This window comes from Leifsonia sp. ALI-44-B, from assembly GCF_001984125.1.
Classification (GTDB): domain Bacteria; phylum Actinomycetota; class Actinomycetes; order Actinomycetales; family Microbacteriaceae; genus Okibacterium.
On record NZ_MTQL01000007.1, the window covers coordinates 283,221 to 297,745 of the forward strand.

At 68.2% G+C, this 14,525-nt stretch carries 19 protein-coding genes and 1 pseudogene; 14 read left to right on the plus strand and 6 right to left on the minus strand.

Annotation, left to right across the window (positions count from 1 at the left end; all coding sequences use genetic code 11):
* Positions 1 to 5: 5 nt before the first annotated feature.
* From ALI44B_RS08340 to ALI44B_RS08350, 3 genes and pseudogenes are all read left to right on the plus strand, one after another.
* On the plus strand, positions 6 to 893 hold the full coding sequence (locus ALI44B_RS08340) for a M23 family metallopeptidase (RefSeq protein WP_077054274.1): 888 nt from the start codon (positions 6 to 8) through the stop codon (positions 891 to 893).
* Between the two features lie 29 nt (positions 894 to 922).
* Positions 923 to 1,845, plus strand: a pseudogene (gene trhO / locus ALI44B_RS08345) (oxygen-dependent tRNA uridine(34) hydroxylase TrhO).
* A gap of 267 nt (positions 1,846 to 2,112) precedes the next feature.
* A complete protein-coding gene (locus ALI44B_RS08350) occupies positions 2,113 to 2,760 on the plus strand; it encodes a DUF998 domain-containing protein (RefSeq protein ID WP_179100239.1) in 648 nt (215 codons plus the stop codon).
* A gap of 12 nt (positions 2,761 to 2,772) precedes the next feature.
* Here the strand turns inward: ALI44B_RS08350 and ALI44B_RS08355 are convergent, their stop codons facing one another.
* A complete protein-coding gene (locus ALI44B_RS08355; RefSeq protein ID WP_238592166.1) occupies positions 2,773 to 3,291 on the minus strand; it encodes a GNAT family N-acetyltransferase in 519 nt (172 codons plus the stop codon).
* A gap of 55 nt (positions 3,292 to 3,346) precedes the next feature.
* Here ALI44B_RS08355 and ALI44B_RS08360 point away from each other — a divergent pair, with 55 nt between their 5' ends.
* From ALI44B_RS08360 to ALI44B_RS08370, 3 genes are read left to right on the plus strand one after another with little or no spacing between them, the layout of a single operon-like run.
* Positions 3,347 to 3,736 carry a hypothetical protein gene (locus tag ALI44B_RS08360; protein WP_143459125.1) on the plus strand — a complete coding sequence of 130 codons (390 nt, stop codon included), beginning with the start codon at positions 3,347 to 3,349 and terminating at the stop codon, positions 3,734 to 3,736.
* Positions 3,733 to 5,010 (plus strand): low temperature requirement protein A, encoded by a 1,278-nt coding sequence (locus ALI44B_RS08365; protein ID WP_077054277.1) that lies wholly within the window; start codon positions 3,733 to 3,735, stop codon positions 5,008 to 5,010. Before ALI44B_RS08360 ends, ALI44B_RS08365 begins: the two co-directional genes overlap by 4 nt.
* Positions 5,007 to 5,630, plus strand: a complete 624-nt coding sequence (locus ALI44B_RS08370) for a hypothetical protein (RefSeq protein WP_353615673.1) — start codon at positions 5,007 to 5,009, stop codon at positions 5,628 to 5,630. The genes ALI44B_RS08365 and ALI44B_RS08370 overlap by 4 nt, the downstream gene beginning before the upstream one ends.
* 15 nt (positions 5,631 to 5,645) lie before the next feature.
* Here ALI44B_RS08370 and ALI44B_RS08375 read toward each other — a convergent pair whose 3' ends face one another.
* Complete coding sequence (locus ALI44B_RS08375; protein ID WP_143459127.1) at positions 5,646 to 6,890, minus strand: GTP-binding protein; 1,245 nt, start codon at positions 6,888 to 6,890, stop codon at positions 5,646 to 5,648.
* Positions 6,891 to 6,938: 48 nt separating this feature from the next.
* Between ALI44B_RS08375 and ykgO the strand changes: the two genes are divergently transcribed.
* Positions 6,939 to 7,061 (plus strand): type B 50S ribosomal protein L36, encoded by a 123-nt coding sequence (gene ykgO / locus ALI44B_RS08380; RefSeq protein ID WP_077055463.1) that lies wholly within the window; start codon positions 6,939 to 6,941, stop codon positions 7,059 to 7,061.
* A 74-nt stretch (positions 7,062 to 7,135) separates the two neighbouring features.
* Positions 7,136 to 8,092 carry an L-lactate dehydrogenase gene (locus ALI44B_RS08385; protein ID WP_077054280.1) on the plus strand — a complete coding sequence of 319 codons (957 nt, stop codon included), beginning with the start codon at positions 7,136 to 7,138 and terminating at the stop codon, positions 8,090 to 8,092.
* Positions 8,093 to 8,171: 79 nt separating this feature from the next.
* On the opposite strand, the gene ALI44B_RS08390 is transcribed toward ALI44B_RS08385, so the two are convergent.
* The 4 genes from ALI44B_RS08390 to ALI44B_RS08405 are packed head-to-tail and all read right to left on the minus strand — an operon-like array spanning position 8,172 to position 10,904.
* On the minus strand, positions 8,172 to 9,101 hold the full coding sequence (locus tag ALI44B_RS08390) for an SDR family oxidoreductase (RefSeq protein WP_077054281.1): 930 nt from the start codon (positions 9,099 to 9,101) through the stop codon (positions 8,172 to 8,174).
* Positions 9,102 to 9,151: 50 nt separating this feature from the next.
* Positions 9,152 to 9,646: a hypothetical protein gene (locus ALI44B_RS08395; RefSeq protein ID WP_143459129.1), complete on the minus strand. Its 495-nt coding sequence runs from the start codon at positions 9,644 to 9,646 to the stop codon at positions 9,152 to 9,154.
* Positions 9,646 to 10,308 carry an Asp23/Gls24 family envelope stress response protein gene (locus ALI44B_RS08400; protein ID WP_143459132.1) on the minus strand — a complete coding sequence of 221 codons (663 nt, stop codon included), beginning with the start codon at positions 10,306 to 10,308 and terminating at the stop codon, positions 9,646 to 9,648. Before ALI44B_RS08400 ends, ALI44B_RS08395 begins: the two co-directional genes overlap by 1 nt.
* Positions 10,305 to 10,904, minus strand: coding sequence for an RNA polymerase sigma factor (locus tag ALI44B_RS08405; RefSeq protein ID WP_238592167.1), 600 nt, complete (start codon positions 10,902 to 10,904; stop codon positions 10,305 to 10,307). The genes ALI44B_RS08400 and ALI44B_RS08405 overlap by 4 nt, the downstream gene beginning before the upstream one ends.
* 218 nt (positions 10,905 to 11,122) lie before the next feature.
* Here ALI44B_RS08405 and ALI44B_RS08410 point away from each other — a divergent pair, with 218 nt between their 5' ends.
* From ALI44B_RS08410 to ALI44B_RS08435, 6 genes are all read left to right on the plus strand, one after another.
* Positions 11,123 to 11,575: an Asp23/Gls24 family envelope stress response protein gene (locus tag ALI44B_RS08410; RefSeq protein WP_077054283.1), complete on the plus strand. Its 453-nt coding sequence runs from the start codon at positions 11,123 to 11,125 to the stop codon at positions 11,573 to 11,575.
* Positions 11,572 to 11,763, plus strand: coding sequence for a DUF2273 domain-containing protein (locus tag ALI44B_RS08415; protein ID WP_077054284.1), 192 nt, complete (start codon positions 11,572 to 11,574; stop codon positions 11,761 to 11,763). The genes ALI44B_RS08410 and ALI44B_RS08415 overlap by 4 nt, the downstream gene beginning before the upstream one ends.
* On the plus strand, positions 11,760 to 12,152 hold the full coding sequence (locus tag ALI44B_RS08420; protein ID WP_077054285.1) for a hypothetical protein: 393 nt from the start codon (positions 11,760 to 11,762) through the stop codon (positions 12,150 to 12,152). The genes ALI44B_RS08415 and ALI44B_RS08420 overlap by 4 nt, the downstream gene beginning before the upstream one ends.
* A complete protein-coding gene (locus ALI44B_RS08425; protein ID WP_077054286.1) occupies positions 12,149 to 12,727 on the plus strand; it encodes a hypothetical protein in 579 nt (192 codons plus the stop codon). Before ALI44B_RS08420 ends, ALI44B_RS08425 begins: the two co-directional genes overlap by 4 nt.
* Positions 12,727 to 13,338 carry an Asp23/Gls24 family envelope stress response protein gene (locus ALI44B_RS08430; RefSeq protein WP_077054287.1) on the plus strand — a complete coding sequence of 204 codons (612 nt, stop codon included), beginning with the start codon at positions 12,727 to 12,729 and terminating at the stop codon, positions 13,336 to 13,338. Before ALI44B_RS08425 ends, ALI44B_RS08430 begins: the two co-directional genes overlap by 1 nt.
* Positions 13,339 to 13,472: 134 nt before the next feature.
* The gene (locus tag ALI44B_RS08435; RefSeq protein WP_077054288.1) at positions 13,473 to 14,489 is read left to right on the plus strand and encodes an MDR family oxidoreductase; all 1,017 of its coding nucleotides are present in this window, start codon (positions 13,473 to 13,475) and stop codon (positions 14,487 to 14,489) included.
* Positions 14,490 to 14,525 lie beyond the last annotated feature (36 nt).

The following is a 14,525-nucleotide window of genomic DNA, read 5'->3' on the forward strand; positions in this document are numbered from 1 at the left end:
ACGGGATGTCTCCTCCCGCCTCGCCCAGCATCCCGCCCGCCGCCGCCCCCGAGCCGCGCCCGCGCCCGCATGCTTGGTTGCGCGGATTCGCCCCCACCGCGGGTCTCATCGTCATCGGCTTCGCGCTCCTCCTGCAGGTCGTCATCGTCGCCTCGGGTCTCGATGCGCGACTCGTTCCCGCCGTCCTCGGCATGGTCGGCGCTCTCCTCATCGCCGCGGGCGCCTATTTCGGCAGCGCCTCCCCGATCGAGCGCGAGGGGTCGATCGTCGTCGACTCGCCCGTGCGCGGCCGCTGGCAGGCCGTCAACTCTCCGGCCTCCGCCACGCCCAGCCACGGCCTGCACACGCTCGGGCAGACCTGGGCCATCGACCTCATCGGCATCCCCGACGACCGGCACCGACCCGTCTATGGACGCACCGTCACGGGCTACCTGCCGCCCAGCGATTTTCCGGGCTTCGGCCTGCCGGTGCACGCCGTCGCCGACGCAACCGTCGTCGCGCGACACGACTCCGAGGTCGACCACAAGACGCGCTACTCGTGGGACGCCATCCTCTATATGACCGTCATCGAGGGCTTGGCGCGCAGCGTCGGCGGCCCCCGCAAGATGCTCGGCAATCACGTGGTGCTGCGGCTCGACGACGGCACGTTCTTCACCTACGGGCATCTGCAACACGGTTCGGTGCGCGTGAACGTGGGCGACCGGATGCGCGCGGGCGATGTGCTCGCGGCGTGCGGCAACAGCGGCAACTCGTCCGAGCCGCATCTGCACCTCCAACGTCAGGACCGCTCGGGCGTCACGCTCGCGACCGGCCTCCCCTGGGCCATCCGTGGCGCCGGCCGGGGCGGACGCGACGGTTTTCCCCTGAACGGCGAGAACTGGGTGTCGGAGTGACGCCGCCCGACCGCGCGTAAAATCGTCGGGTGGCCCTCTCCAAGATCCTGCTCTACTACGCGTTCACGCCGCTCGCCGACCCCGAAGCGGTGCGCCTGTGGCAACGCGAGCTGGCGATCGCTGGGGTGTGCGTGGCCGCATCCTGCTGTCGAAGCACGGCATCAACGGCACGGTGGGCGGCGAGATCGATGCCGTGAAACGCTACCTGCGGGGCACACAAGAGTTCGCGCCGTTCAAGAACCTCGACGTGAAGTGGTCAGACGGCTCAGGTCTCGACGCCGAGGGCCGCAGCCTCGACTTCCCCAAGCTGACCGTCAAGGTGCGCGACGAGATCGTGTCGTTCGGGGCGCCCGATGAGCTGGTCGTCGACGAGGGCGGCGTGGTGGGTGGCGGCATCCATCTGCAGCCCGAAGAGCTGCACGAGCTCGTGCAGAACCGAGACGACGTCGTGTTCTTCGACGGCCGCAACAAGTTCGAGGCCGAGATCGGCCGCTTCAAGGATGCCGTCGTGCCCGACGTCTCGAACACGCGCGAGTTCGTCGCCGCCCTCGACTCGGGCGAATACGACCACCTCAAGGGCAAGCCCGTCGTCACGTACTGCACGGGCGGCATCCGCTGCGAAGTGCTGTCGAGCCTCATGACGTCGCGCGGATTCGGCGAGGTCTACCAGCTCGACGGCGGCATCGTGCGCTACGGCGAACAGTTCGGCGACGACGGCCTCTGGCAGGGGTCGCTCTACGTGTTCGACAAGCGCATGTCGCTCGAGTTCAGCGACCACGCGGCCGTCATCGGTGCGTGCGCGGTGTGCGGGGCGTCGACGAAACGCATGCAGAACTGCGCGGATGCCTCCTGCCGCGAGCAGTTGGTCGTGTGCGAGCTGCACGACCCCGCGTCGGTGTTCTGCGGGGCGCACGCGGCGGCGGCCACGACGACGGCAACAACGGACGCGTGAGAAGAGTGCCGCAAGAGCGGTGTCGCCGGTCGGCTGAGCCGCTCGGCGCGCGCCTCGCCTCGGCGGGTCCCGTGCCGCCGGATTCGCCCGCACCAGCCGGGAGGTTTCGCCCGCCGGGGGTTCTGCCGAGCCGGGCCCAGTGAGTACGATCGACGGACGGTCGACCGCTCGGTGGGCGCGAGACGCCGGCCCTGCCGCGCGAGAACGGGGATGTCGGTGGCGAACGATCTGCAGCGGGAAGCGCCCCGGCATCCGCATCGCTTGCGCGTGACCGGAGCAATTCTCATCATCGCGGCCATCGTGACCGTGTGGTCGCTGCGGGTCATGGCCGGTCGGCCCGTCTATGTCAGCGAGCTCGGCGAGACCGGCGCCGCAACGGCCCCCTGGTTCAATGCGTCGCTGCTCGGCATCGCCCTCGGTGGCACGCTCATCGCGTTGGGAACCCGTTCGGTGCGCTCGACGACCCGTTGGTTGAGCGCCTGGCCCGTCGCCGCCACGCTCGTCTTCGCGTGCGTCATGTTCGCGCTCGCGTCGCAAGTCACGTGCACGCCCGGCTGCCCCGTGCCCTTCACCGCGGGAAGCACCGTGCAAGACCTCGTGCACACGTCGAGTGCCGTGCTCGGGTTCGCGGCCGGCGGCTATGCCTGCATCCAGGTGGCGTTCCTGCGCCACCGCCGCCGTCTGGCCCGCATCTCGGCCGTGGCCGGCATCGGCATGCTCCTCGTGGCGAGCGTGGGCGGCCTGCTCTCGGTGGCTCAGCTCGGCACCGATATCGGAGGCCTGCTCGAATTCACGGCCATGACGATCGCGCTTTCCTGGCTCGCCATCTATGGCCTGACGGCGACCGATGCGGATGCAGCGCCCGCCGTCGAACCGTCGATCGAGGTCGCTGGGCTCGCCTCAGAGCCGGCCTAGCCGCGAGTCGGTCTAGACCGCGTCGAGGAACTTCTCGTAGCAGAGCGACCACGGCATGGTCTCGCGGTAGGGCTCATAAACGGGGATCGCGCGGTATCCGATGCGCTCGTAGAGTGCGACTGCCTCGGGCTGCTTCGTGCCCGTCTGCAGGATGATGTGGGTCTCGTTCTCGGCGCGCGCAACGTCTTCGACGGCCTGCATGAGGGCGCGGCCGAGACCCTGCCCACGCTGCCCGCCCGTGACGATGAGGCGTTTGACCTCGAGCACGCCGTTGAGCCAGCGCACGCCCACGTGGCCGATAGGCGTGCCCCCGGCATCCAGAGCCAGGATGGTGCGCACAACGCCCGCGGGATCGACGGCGAGCGCGCGCATCCGAGCCTCGGTGACCTCGACAGGCTCGTCTCCGTGCGACGACCCGTACCGCTCGTCCATCTCGGCCTCCATCTCGGTTCGCAGGGCGACCGCGCGGGGGTCGTTCCAGTCGACGTTCTCGAGGGTGAAGGAGGCGGGGGCGGGGATGGACGTGCTCACCTCCTCACACTAATACAGCGGAAAAGCGGCCCGTGTTGCGCCGACGCCCCGTTCCGTGCGACCGTCAGGTGTGTTCGGCCTCGGTCTCCTCTGCCTCTTCGTCGGTTCAGCGCTCGGCGGCTATTCGGTGCGCCGCACCATCGCGCGCCGCCTCGGCACCGGGCCGCTCGTTCGGCAGGGCATCGTGGACGCGCGGGCGCCGGGTTCGGACATCCCCCACCCGCGCCTGCCCGAGGTCATCGCCCGCACGCTCAACATCCTGCTCGTCGTCGCGGGTGTCGTGTTGCTCTGGTCCACCATCGGCGCGGGCGCGATCGCGCTTGCGGCCCTCATCTTCGGCGTGGATGCCGCGCTCTGGCTGACCTCGCTGTGGCAGGTTCGGCGCGCTCGGCCATCCGCCCGCCCGGGCACCCACCCCGACGCTCCCCGAACGGACGCCCCATGACGGCCACACGCCCCGGCCGGTTCGGCCTCATCCCCATGCGCCCGCGGGACCCGCACGAGGCGCACCGCGTCGCCAGCCCGCTCGAGCTCTTCTTCGACCTGGTGTTCGTCGTCGCCGTCTCGATCGCGTCCACCACCTTGCACCACATCGAGTCGGAGGGCCACGTCGCGTCGGGCGTGCTGTCCTACGTCATGGTGTTCTTCGCCATCTGGTGGGCCTGGATGAATTTCACCTGGTTCGCCTCCTCGTTCGACACCGACGACTGGCTCTACCGCGTCATGACGGTGTTGCAGATGGCGGGCGTGCTCGTGCTGGCGGCGGGTGTCGAGCGCGTCATGGTCGAGGGAGACTACGGCGTGGTGGTGGCGGGTTACATCGTCATGCGCCTCGCAATGGTCGGACAGTGGTTGCGCGCGGCGGCCGGCGATCACGCGCTGCGCGGCACGGCGTTCCGGTATGCCACGGCCATCACGCTCGTGCAGGCGCTCTGGGTGCTCTGGCTCTTCCTGGCTCCGTCGGGCTTCGCCGCTCCGCTGTTCTTCGTGCTGGCGGCGCTCGAGATGGCTGTGCCCGTGTGGGCGCAGTTGCGCGTGCGCACCCCGTCGCATCCGCATCACATCACCGAGCGCTACGGGCTGTTCACGCTCATCCTGCTCGGCGAGAGCCTGCTGGCGTCGGCGAACGCGATCATCCAGGCCATCAACGAGGCCGACCACATCGCGCCGCTCGTGGTGCTCGCGGCCGCGGCGCTCGTCATCGTGGCGGGCATGTGGTGGATCTACTTCTCGCCCGACCAGACCGTGCACATCGCCTCGTTCCGGCGCACGCTCGCCTTCGGCTATCTGCACGGCATCATTTTCGCGGCCGCGGGCGCCCTGTCCTCGGGCATCGAGGTGGCCGTGGATGTAATCACCGACACGTCCGAGCTCGGTGCGATCGCGGCCGCCCTCACCACAACCGTGCCCGTGGGCCTGTTCGTGGCCGGAATCTGGGCGCTCAGCATCCGCCCCACCCTGTCGCGTGCGGCCAATGCGACCATCGTGGTGCTGATCGCGGTGATCTTCGCGAGTGCGCTCGTGCCGCTGGCGCTCGTGGTGGCGGCGCTGGCCGTGGCGGGCATCGTGGTGGTGCTCGAACGTTCGGCGCTGCGGTCGGGCGGCACGCATCGGGTGCTGGCGGTGGCGCGACCGGCGACAGCGACGACGGCGAAACCGGCACGGCCCACGGTGGAGCCCGGTTCGGCGACGGCTCCCCTGGCGACGGAGGAGCCATGATGGCGAGCGACGAATACCGTTTCGAGGGGCGCATCGCAGGTTTCGGCACCACGTCGGGTGTGCGGCTCGTCGTGGGCATGTGGCAGCGGTCGCCGCTCGGCTCGTTCACGGACATCTTCCTCGAAGAGGCCGGCGGCCACCGCATCCTCTTCGCCCCGTCACAGGCCGTCGCGGACTTCGTCTCGAGCACCTACACGTTCGACGAAACCCGCATTGTGCCCGTGCACACGACTCGGGTGGCGGGTGGCCTGCACGTGGTCGCGGCCGACGAACTAGAAGTCACGATCACCATCGGGCCCCTCACGCCGCTCGGCCGCCTGCTGCGCGCCGTGCCCGGTTTTCTGGCCACGCGCCCGGCTTGGCTGCGCCTCATCGACCCCCTCGCGGCGGTTCTCGTGCCCGGCGTGCACACGGCGGGCAGCGCGGGCAACGGCCGCACCGAGTTCTACGGCGTCACAGCCCTGCGAGCCATCACGGCGGTCTCGGGATGCTGGAACGCCGCCGATCTCGGATCCCTCGCGCGCCTCGACCCGCCCGTCTCCTTCGGTTTCGGATCGGCCCCGCCCGAGCCGCAACTCGCCGACGTCGTGACGACCATCCGCGAGCGCCCGCAGCACTGACCGCGCCCCGACCCACTACAACCGACGCTCGGCGCCATCCTCCCAGCGGGGAAGCGGATCGGGCAGTCGCCGCCACAACGCCGGCCCCGCCAAAAATTCGGCGTCGGTCAGCGCGCACGCATCCAACGCCCGACCCAGGCCGGGCTCATCGAGGTAGATCCCCTGGAACACGAGGTCCTGTCCCACCGCGAGCAATTCGCTGCCCGCCGAAACCGCCATCGGGTGAAACGAGATCATGCGCCCGATATGGTCCCAACGCGCCGGGATGCCGGGGCGCGTCGCAAACGAGCAGAAACCGGCCGAGCGCACCACCGCGCCGAACGCGCCCGCCTCGATCTCACCGTCCAGCAGGCGCACGATCCGGTTCGGATGGAAGGGCCGCAGTTGCTGATACCGAAAGGTGCTCACGGCGCGGTCGGTCACGTGCGGGCGGTGCTCCCCGTTCATGGCGTGCACCCAGCCGGGCTGCTGCGTCGTCGCGTCGATCGCGCGTGCGCCCGTCGACGGTCGCCCGAAGCCCCCGCCCGGCGGGTGGTCGGCGGTCTCGGCGCCGGTCGTTCGCTTGGCGCGCGGGCGGGTGCCCGCGGTATCTGCGGCGCTGCTGCCGCGCCCGTTTTTCGCACCACGAGCGAGGCGCATCCGAGCGTCGGGCGCGAGGTGACCGATGACGGCCATCAGGATCGACAGCTCGGCGTGGTCGATATGCGCCCAGTCCACGAGGATGACAGTGCTCGCGAACTCGATCTGCGTCACCGTGAGGAGCGCCCGGGCGGTGTACGTCTCAGCATCCACACCGTGTGCGCCGTGAGGCGCGTCGTAGCGTGCGTCATGGTCGTCGCCAGCGGGTTCGACGAGATAACCGTCATCGCCGAGGTCGGCGCGGAACCGGCCGGCGTCGACGACGGTGACGATGCCCACGATCACGATGTCCTCCGATGCGTCGGGGCCGGCCAGAGCGCCGATGGCCTCCTCGGGGCGGGTGTCGTCGGGCAGGTCGAGGATCACGCGCACCGGTGGTGCGCCATCTTTCGCTGCCGCGTCTAAGGCATCCGCGAGTCTCGTCTCCAGCGGGCCGCCGCTCGTGCGCGGAGCCACGCGAACGCTGACATCGCGGCTTTGCGCGAGGGCGGCAGCCTGCTCGTGCCGGTGGTTGGTGCACCGGCCGAAAACGAGGACTACGTCGGTGCGACCGGCCCGCGCGCCCCTGCCGTGGCTCGATGCCGCGCCGGATGGGTCGTGTGCGTCTCTGTCATCGTGCATGGGTCTACGCTACCTTTATTGATAACTGTTATCAATAAAGGAGTGATCATGAAGGTTCGTGCGTCGATCAAATCGCTGAAGAATCAGCCGGGTTCGCAGGTGGTGCGCCGTCGCGGCCGGGTGTTCGTGATCAACAAGCTCAACCCGCGCTGGAAGGGCCGTCAGGGCTGAAGCTTGCACAAACTCTCAGCTGCGGGCGGGCTCGGGGCCGCCCGCATCGGCCCGCGGCACGGCAGGATGGAGGTATGAGCGTCGTCGAGAACACGAAACTGGCCATCATCGGTGCGGGAAGCGTGGGCAGCTCGCTCGCCTACGCGTCGCTGATCCGCAATAGTGCGCGCGAGGTGGCGCTCTACGATGTGAACACCGCGAAGGCCGAGGCCGAGGTTCTCGATCTGGCGCACGGCACGCCTTTCACGGGTGCGTCTCGCATCACGGGCGGCGGCGATATGGATGTCATCGCGGGTGCCAACGTGGTGGTCATCACGGCGGGTGCCAAGCAGGAGCCCGGCCAGACGCGCATCGATCTGGCGGGCACGAACGCGCGCATTCTCGAAAAGATCATGCCGCAGCTGGTCGAGCGCGCACCGAAGGCCGTCTACATTCTGGTGACGAACCCGTGCGATGTGCTGACGGTGATCGCCCAGCAGATCTCGGGTCTGCCCGCCGGCAAGGTCTTCTCGTCGGGCACCGTGCTCGATTCGGGTCGTCTGCGGTGGCTGTTGGCGGAACGCGCGGGCGTCGCGGCACAGAGCGTCCACGCGTCGATTGTGGGCGAGCATGGCGATAGCGAGTTCCCGCTGTGGTCGCAGGCATCCATCGGTTTGACGCCGCTGCGCGAGTGGACGGATGCCTCGGGCACCCAGGTCTTCACGCGTGACGTTCTCGACGCCCTGCGCGACGATGTCGTCACGGCGGCGTACCGCGTGATCGCGGGCAAGGGCGCCACGAACTATGCCATCGGACTGTCGGGTGCGCGCATCGTCGAGTCGGTGTTGCGCGACGAGCGGGCCGTCTTGCCGGTCAGTTCGGTGCTGTCGGGCTATCGCGGGATCGATGGGGTGGCGCTGAGCGTGCCGTCGATCGTGGGTTCGCGCGGCGTCGAGCGCGTGCTCGATGTGCCCATGGATGATGGCGAGCAGGAGCTGTTGCAGCGCTCGGCCGACGCCCTCTCCCACACAATCAAGACTCTGGGGTACTGACCGGCGGCCGCCCTCTCGTGGGGGCGGTTCGCAGCAGTGCGGCGCGTGCCAGTGCCCGCCGCGCCCGTGCCCGTGCCCGTCAGCTTGCCGGCGTGGGTTGCGGCAGCGCGGTGCCCGTCAGCTTTTCGGCGATGGCCCACAGGCGGGCGGCCGCGTCACTGTCGGCCATGCGCTTGGTCACGCGCGCCGGCGAGACGATGCCCGTGAGCTCGAGTTTTCCGTTCGGACCGTAGTAGCCGCCGTTTTCGGCCGCCGGATCGGCGACGGCGAACAGCATCGGCTCGGCACCGCGGTCGACTTCCTGAATCGGCAGGAACGGCACAGAACCCATGTAGCTCTTGTTGGGCATGGACTTGCCGAGGTAGCGCCCGGTGCGCGTGATGTTGGTGTTGGACAGTCCGGGGTGCGCGGCGTTGCTGATCAACCGCCAGCCCAGTCGGCGCGACGTCTCGGCCAGGTGGCTGGCGAGGTAGTAGTCGGCCAACTTGGTCTGCCCGTAGGCGACCATGGGGATGTAGTGGCCCACCGAATCAAGATCGTCGAAGCGCATGACACCCATCCAGGCCGCGACGCTCGACATGGTGGACACCCGGGGAGCCTCCGAGCGCAGCAACGCGGGCAGCAGCAGGTTGGTGAGCGCGAAGGGCCCGAGGAAGTTCGTGCCCATCTGCATCTCGAAACCGTCGACCGTGACCATCCACTTCGGTGGCGCCATGACACCCGCGTTGTTGACCAGCGCGTCGATGTGGTCGTAGTCGTCGTCGATCCCGGCGGCGAAACGACGCACAGATGCCAGGTCGGCCGTATCGATGAGTCGCATCTCGACCTGGGCGTCGTGGTGCTCGGAACGGATGTCGGCGAGCGCTTGCTCGCCCTTTTCAGGGTTGCGGACAGCCAAGATGACGTTTGCGCCGGCACCGGCCAATCGAGTGGCGGCTTCTTTTCCGATGCCGCCGCTCGCGCCCGTGACAACGATCGTTCGGCCGGTCTGGTCGGGTACTCGATACATTCGAACTCCTCGTTGGTGTGGGTCGCGTTCGGTGGGAAGAGCGACGAGTGTCACGCCTCGGTCTGCGCGCCGGAGTCGATGGCCGCCGGCACATGCGCGGCCCCCGACCGGTCGGCGCTGATGGTGGTCGAACTCGCCACCGATTCGGCGACGTCGACCGACGCTGCGCGCTTCGGGATATCCGTGTGACCGGGAATCGGCCATTCGACCCGGCTCACCTGTATCTCGATCGTGGCCTCGGCGTGGGCGAGAGCGGCGACCACGTCATAGACCGCACGGGCGACGCCGGGTGTCGCGATCGCGGCGTCGGTGCCGATGTGTACGTCGATTGTCTGGTCGGCACCCTCGCCACTCACGGAAACTCGCGGGGGCTCGACCGACGACGAGCCACTTTTGCCTCGTAGTCCGGCTGCGACGTTTTCGACCGTGCCGAGAATGCCACGGCTGATCCGAGCCGCCACGGAGGGATACACCTCGACGACCCCGGGAACGCCCTCCACTGCCTGCGCAATCACTCGGGCCAGCACGTCAGTTTCCTGCGCCATCACAGGTCCTCTCCCGGTCGGCCTGAGCCGTATAGGTCGTCCACACGCACATCTACCGCCGTGACGTTGAGCTCGGTATGCCGGGCGAGATCGGCGAGGATCGCGCTCCTGAGATCTGCAGCGATCTGCACGAGGTTCACACCGTGTCTCGCACTCGCCGTGACGAGAACGGACACCGGCGCACCGGGCTCGGTGACGTCTCCCTCGAAGGAGCTCCGGCCCACGACGATGCCGGGAACCCGGTCGCCGGCATCGCGGATCAGGGCCCGCACCGCGCCCTCGGTGATGCTCAACCGAGCGCGCTCGTCGTCGTGGTGCAGCGGAATCTGCCGGCCCGCACGCACCTCGAGTGCCAACTGCCCCACGAGGCCCTTGAGCCACCCCTCGACGACCTCGTCGGGCGCGTTATCGGCATCATTCTGGACGAGTTCCGCCGTGACCCGGCGCATGCGTTTCAGGGAATCGAGGGCTTGCTGGCATTCGGGGCACTGATCGATGTGCGCGTCGCGCGGCTCGCCCGCGTCGAGGTAATCCTCCAGCTCATCCACAGAGCGACCGCAATCCAGGACGCCGTCGTCTCGAGTTCTCGGGGTCGAACCGTTTTCGGCGAGTGGGCGGATGTCGTCGAATGCGCGGTCGGAGCGGGGATCGGTGTTACTCATCGCCATCCCTCCAACTCTCGCGTCAGCGTCTCTCTGGCCCGAGCAATGCGGCCTCGCACGGTGGGCACGGGAACCGACAGCTGCTCAGCGATGTCGTCATAGCTGAGACCGCCGACCTCCCTGAGTACCCAGCATTCACGCTGTTGCTCCGGCAGGTTCGCGAGCGCCTTCCTGAGCGCATCCATCTGCGAACTCACCTGAGCGGAACTCTCGGGGCCCGATGCTTCGGGCGCCGCAACCTCTACCGTGTCAATGTCATCGTATCGACGCCGTGACCGCAAGCGGTCGACACCTTTTCGACTGACGATACGCATCAGCCAGCTCTTTACCGCGGACCCGTCGGTCAGTGTGTACAGCTGCTGCCAGGCCGTGATGAAGGCCTCTTGGACCACGTCATCTGCCTCGGCAGTCGAGCTCATGAGCCGAATCGCGTAAGCGCGCATGAGAGGCCCGTGCCGGCGGACGATCACCTCGAAGGCTCGCCCGTCGCCATCCGCCGCACGGTCGACGAGAACCCGGTCACCCAGGTCGGCCAGGGGGACTCTGGCGTCGTCGCGAGCGGACATCATCCACCCTTCCGTGTCGTTCGATCTCATGTGCGTTCCCGCAGCCTATCCCCGCATCCTGAGCCATTTCGGGCCTTGCGCCAATCTGTGGACAAACGTAGGAGTGGAGAAAAAAGCAACACCCAAAACGGCCAAACCGCGATCTGTCAAAGTTTTTCTACGTCATCCGTGACGATTCCGCCGCACGTCCCGTCTTATCTCCGTAGACAACGAAACGGGTCCACTCGGGCCCCCACGAAAGGCAGAACATGGCTGAGAAAGTTACCCCCGCGACCATCAGCACCACCGGCACCGGTGCCAACTCCCTCGACAGCGCGATCGACTCGGGTAAGACCGTCATCGCCCCCGAGGTGATCGGCAAGATCGTCGGCCTGGCCGCCCGCGATATCCCCGGCGTCTACGCACTCGGCGGCGGGGCAGCCCGCGCATTCGGCGCTATCCGCGGTGCCGTCGGCGCAACCGATCACGCCCAGGGTGTCAACGTCGAGGTTGGCGAGAAGCAGGTCGCCGTCGACCTCACGCTCGTCGTCGAATACCCCGTCGCGCTGCAGGATGTCGCCGACCAGGTTCGCGACGCCGTCTACCGCGCCATCCACAACCTCGTCGGCATGGAGGTGTCCGAGGTCAACATCTCGATCAACGACGTCCACATCCCCTCTGACGACGACAACGCCGAGGCCGAGGAGTCGCGAGTTCAGTGAGCAACACGACAGTAGGTATTTTCGTCGGCGCGATCCTGGCGGTCGTCGCCCTGTGGTTCGGCTTCTGGGGCTTCCTCCTCGCGGTCGTCCTCATGGCCATCGGCGCTCTCGTCGGTCGCATCCTCGAGGGCAAGCTCGATCTCGGTGCGGTCGCCGACGCGCTGAGGGGCAAGCGGTCCTCGTCATGACAACGGTCACCGCCCCGTCCGGCGTCGATACCCTTCGGGCGGGCACGAATCCCGTGCCCGCCGAGCGCCAGGTCGGCAGCACGCGCATCGCATCGAAGGCCCTGACCGGCCTCGTTCGCGCGGTTGCCGGCGAAGCGCTGGGTGTCCGCGCGTCTGCGGTCTCGGTGAATCTGTCCGACCTCGACGGCAAGCTGGCCATCGAGGTGGCAGGGCCCGTCGCCATCGATCTCGAAAACTCCCTCGCCTCCGGCCCCTCCGTCATCGAGGCCGCGACCACCGCCCAGAGCCGCATCGCCGAGCAGACGACAGCGCTCAGCGGTTCCCTCGTCGGCCGTGTGCGTGTGCGTGTCACCGGATGCGAGTTCATCAACAACCGGAGGGTCCTATGAGCACCACCGACAAGATCGGGCGGCGAGCCGTTCGGCAAGAGCTCCGATCGACTCGATCGGGCACGACGCTGGTCGTGGGCATCATCGCCCTTCTCGTGCTGGCCTATCTCATCACCGAAGTCGTCCTCAACATGCTCGGTCACGCTCCGCTCCTGGCCACCCCCGGTGCGCTCACACTCGGCGCAACGCAGGTCGGTTCCCTCGGACAGCCCGCGCTTTATGCAATCGGCGGCGTGCTCGTCGTGCTGGGCCTCGTGCTGATGGTCCGCGCTCTCCTGCCCGGCATCCGCGGCCTGCACCACACGCCCGATGCGGCCAACCCCACGGTCATCGACGACACCGTCGTGGCGGCGGCACTGGCCAAGGTCATCCGAGACTCGGCGAACCTGCGCGAAGAACAGGTGTCCGTCAGCGTCGGTCGGCGCCGCGCCACGGCGCACGTCCGGCCCACAACGGGCGTGCCCGTCGACCGAGAAACCGTCCAGACGGAAGCGCAGCGCGTTGCCGAATCATATGCGCTCACGCCCCCGCTGAGGGTCAGCGTGGACATCGACAAGAAAGGAATGGTGGGCTGATGACCGGAAAACATGCGGCACTCAACCGCTTCTTCCTCTTCCTCATCGGGCTCGTCCTCGCCGCCATCGGGGCCGCCATCGCATACCTCGGCTTCGCTCCGGCCGCCGAGAAGACGTGGCGCTCAGTTGCCGGTGACAGCGTCGACACCCTCGCCGGTGCCGTTCAGGCGACCGCCATCCCGGGCACGCAGACGCACTGGGTCGCGGCAGCCGCCGTGCTCCTCGGCGTCATCGTCGCCGCACTGTTGATTTCATGGATGATCGCGCAACGTCAGCGCGTTCGTCGGACTGCCGCTCGCGCCGAAGGCGCCAACGGTTTGGGCGAGATCGTCATCGACAATCGGGCCTTCGAGCAGATCGTCGAAGCTCGCCTCGCCGACGAACCCGGCATCATCTCATCCACTGTGCGCAGCGTTCCGACAGGCCGCACGGGGACCGGCGTGCGCGTGCGCATCACGACGCGTCGAGGTGCCTCACCCGCCCGCATCGCCGCCGAGACCAACACCGCCGTCGAGGAAGCCCAAACCATCCTCGGCAAGAAGATTCCCGTGCTGATCACCGTCCGAGCCGGCGCCCGCGCCGCCCTCGGCCACGTTCAGCGCGTGTCCTAGACCTCCTGCCCCGGCCGCGCGTCCCCCAAAAGCGCCGTCGGGGCAGGAGCTTTTCACCGAAGGGCGACACATCTGCCGGTCGTCCGTTCGATCAACATGGGCCACGGCGAGTGCCCCCTGCGTAGAGTGAAGACATGGCTTCAACGACGGAACCCAACGAGACCCCCTTCCGCGCCTGGTGGGCCGAAAACGACAATCCCTCGCGCCCATCCCACCTCGGTACCGCGACTGAGAGCGACCTCGGCGACGGGGACACCACCATCGCCGTCCACTACTCCGGCGTCAATTACAAAGACGCGATGGCCCTCGCCGGCCAGCCCGGCATCATCAAAAACTCCCCACTCATCCCCGGCATCGACCTAGTCGGCGAAATCACGTCGACCACCTCCCCCGACTACCGGGCCGGAGACCTGGTACTCCTCAACGGCACAGGCATTGGCGAGAAGCGTCATGGCGGGCTGGCAGAACGGGCACGAGTCGACGCACGCCACCTCGTCCGAGTGCCCGGCAGCCTTGGCGAACGCCGCGCCGCCGCCATCGGCACCGCCGGCTACACCGCCATGCTGTCCGTCCTCGCGGTCGAGCGACACGGCGTCACCGCGACCGACGGCGAAATCCTCGTCACCGGAGCCGCCGGAGGCGTCGGTAGCATCGCGATTGCCCTCCTCGCCCGCCTCGGCTACACCGTCACCGCCAGCACCGGCAGAGCCGACGAGCACGCCGAGTACCTCACCCAGCTCGGCGCCGCCACCATCATCGATCGCGCAGAACTCAGCGACGCCGGAAAACCGCTCGTCAGCCAGCGCTGGGCCGGAGTTGTCGACGCCGTCGGAAGTCACACACTCGCCAACGCCATCGCCGGCCTGAAATACGGCGGAATCGCCACCGCCTGCGGCCTCGCGCAAGGCTCCGACCTGCCACTCACCGTCATGCCGTTCATCCTGCGCGGCGTCACCCTCGCCGGAATCAACTCCGTCGAAACACCCCAGCCGCTGCGCCAAGAAGCCTGGAACAGGCTCGCCGTCGACCTCGACCCCCGACACGTCGACGCCATCAGTCACACCATCCCGCTCGCCGAAGCCAGAAAGACCGCCGACGACGTCCTCGCCGGGCGCGTCCGCGGCCGAACCATCGTCGACGTCACCGCCTAACTCTGGTCGCTTCGGGCAACACCCTCACGGGCACCA

Coding starts and splice junctions, on each gene's coding strand:
- ALI44B_RS08340 (WP_077054274.1), top strand. CDS start 6: ATGTCTCCTCCCGCCTCGCCCAGCATCCCGCCCGCCGCCGCCCCCGAG.
- ALI44B_RS08365 (WP_077054277.1), top strand. CDS start 3,733: ATGACGGCCACACGCCCCGGCCGGTTCGGCCTCATCCCCATGCGCCCG.
- ALI44B_RS08370 (WP_353615673.1), top strand. CDS start 5,007: ATGATGGCGAGCGACGAATACCGTTTCGAGGGGCGCATCGCAGGTTTC.
- ALI44B_RS08375 (WP_143459127.1), bottom strand. CDS start 6,890: ATGCACGATGACAGAGACGCACACGACCCATCCGGCGCGGCATCGAGC.
- ykgO (WP_077055463.1), top strand. CDS start 6,939: ATGAAGGTTCGTGCGTCGATCAAATCGCTGAAGAATCAGCCGGGTTCG.
- ALI44B_RS08385 (WP_077054280.1), top strand. CDS start 7,136: ATGAGCGTCGTCGAGAACACGAAACTGGCCATCATCGGTGCGGGAAGC.
- ALI44B_RS08390 (WP_077054281.1), bottom strand. CDS start 9,101: ATGTATCGAGTACCCGACCAGACCGGCCGAACGATCGTTGTCACGGGC.
- ALI44B_RS08395 (WP_143459129.1), bottom strand. CDS start 9,646: ATGGCGCAGGAAACTGACGTGCTGGCCCGAGTGATTGCGCAGGCAGTG.
- ALI44B_RS08400 (WP_143459132.1), bottom strand. CDS start 10,308: ATGAGTAACACCGATCCCCGCTCCGACCGCGCATTCGACGACATCCGC.
- ALI44B_RS08405 (WP_238592167.1), bottom strand. CDS start 10,904: ATGAGATCGAACGACACGGAAGGGTGGATGATGTCCGCTCGCGACGAC.
- ALI44B_RS08410 (WP_077054283.1), top strand. CDS start 11,123: ATGGCTGAGAAAGTTACCCCCGCGACCATCAGCACCACCGGCACCGGT.
- ALI44B_RS08420 (WP_077054285.1), top strand. CDS start 11,760: ATGACAACGGTCACCGCCCCGTCCGGCGTCGATACCCTTCGGGCGGGC.
- ALI44B_RS08425 (WP_077054286.1), top strand. CDS start 12,149: ATGAGCACCACCGACAAGATCGGGCGGCGAGCCGTTCGGCAAGAGCTC.
- ALI44B_RS08430 (WP_077054287.1), top strand. CDS start 12,727: ATGACCGGAAAACATGCGGCACTCAACCGCTTCTTCCTCTTCCTCATC.
- ALI44B_RS08435 (WP_077054288.1), top strand. CDS start 13,473: ATGGCTTCAACGACGGAACCCAACGAGACCCCCTTCCGCGCCTGGTGG.